Source organism: Moorena sp. SIO3I6, assembly GCF_010672095.1.
On record NZ_JAAHHU010001703.1, the window covers coordinates 1 to 1062 of the forward strand.

Sequence of the window (1062 nt, forward strand, 5' to 3'; positions counted from 1 at the left end):
CGGGATAGATCAAAAAGCGATCGCCAATTTCTTGGGGTTCCCAGTATTGTTTCCAACTACTTGCCCAATCTTCCTCATCAATCAGGTGCCACCGAGTTATCGGTACTGGCAGCCCTACAGTAAGGGCATCCTGATTTACCCAAAGGGCAAGGGCTGCCAAATCCAACAGCTGTGCTTGTATTTGGGGTAAGTGAGCAAGCACTAGTTGAGAATGTCCCTTAAGCTGGCTGGACATTCCTCGACAACCAAACTTTTCTAGTCGCCAGAAGATTAAATCCTCTAAGGCAGAGTCGCACAAAATTTGAATTTCCCACCAGCTGTTTGCCATATCTTAGTTCCGAGGTCAAGAGTGCTGAGTTTAAGAGTGGGGAGTCAGCAGGGGGAGGTACGTGGTCTAAACTTAAGGATCAAGATTGTTTGTACCTATAACCTTTTCCCCATATTCAGCACTCAGCACTCAGCACTCAATAGTGAACGTATTCAGTACTGAAGGTATTCAGTACTTAACTTATAAAGTTACCGTGTAAGCATCCCTGATCCCTGGCACCTTCATAATCTCTGTTAAAACTCCCTCCGGTAAGGGGTCATCTAGACTAAGCACCATAACTGCGTCACCCCGCACAATTTTGCGACCCACCTGCATACTGGCAATATTGACATTAAAACTACCCAGTAGAGAGCCAATTTTACCAATAATTCCCGGCATATCCCGGTGTACGGTAAACAGCATATAGTGAGTGGGAGGAACATTAATCGGGAAGTCGTCGATACTGGTAATGTGGATTTCCCCATCATTCAATAGAGCACCTGTTACAGAATGTTTCCCCATGGAACCGGTGGCTGATAGATGTATGGATCCAGAATAGTCTCGCATCGAAGCATCCCTGGTTTCAATTACCCGAATGCCCCGCTCTTTTGCCTCAATGGATGCATTCACATAGTTTACCCGCTCTCGCAGTGCCTGGGAAAGTAAGCCTTTGAGGGCAGCAACCACTAAGGGCTGGCTTTCGTTGGTAGCTAACTCTCCCTGTAATCGGACATCAAGTAATTCAATGCGTCCCC

Annotated in this window: 2 protein-coding genes; both read right to left on the reverse strand. The window is 46.6% G+C overall.

The annotated features are described in order from the left end of the window. On the reverse strand, window positions 1–328 hold a 328-nt coding region (locus tag F6K49_RS52445), incomplete at its 3' end, for a 50S ribosomal protein L11 methyltransferase (RefSeq protein WP_293111006.1). A 180-nt stretch (window positions 329–508) separates the two neighbouring features. Further along, window positions 509–1062: ACT domain-containing protein (locus F6K49_RS52450; RefSeq protein WP_293111008.1), on the reverse strand; the 554-nt coding region annotated here is incomplete at its 5' end.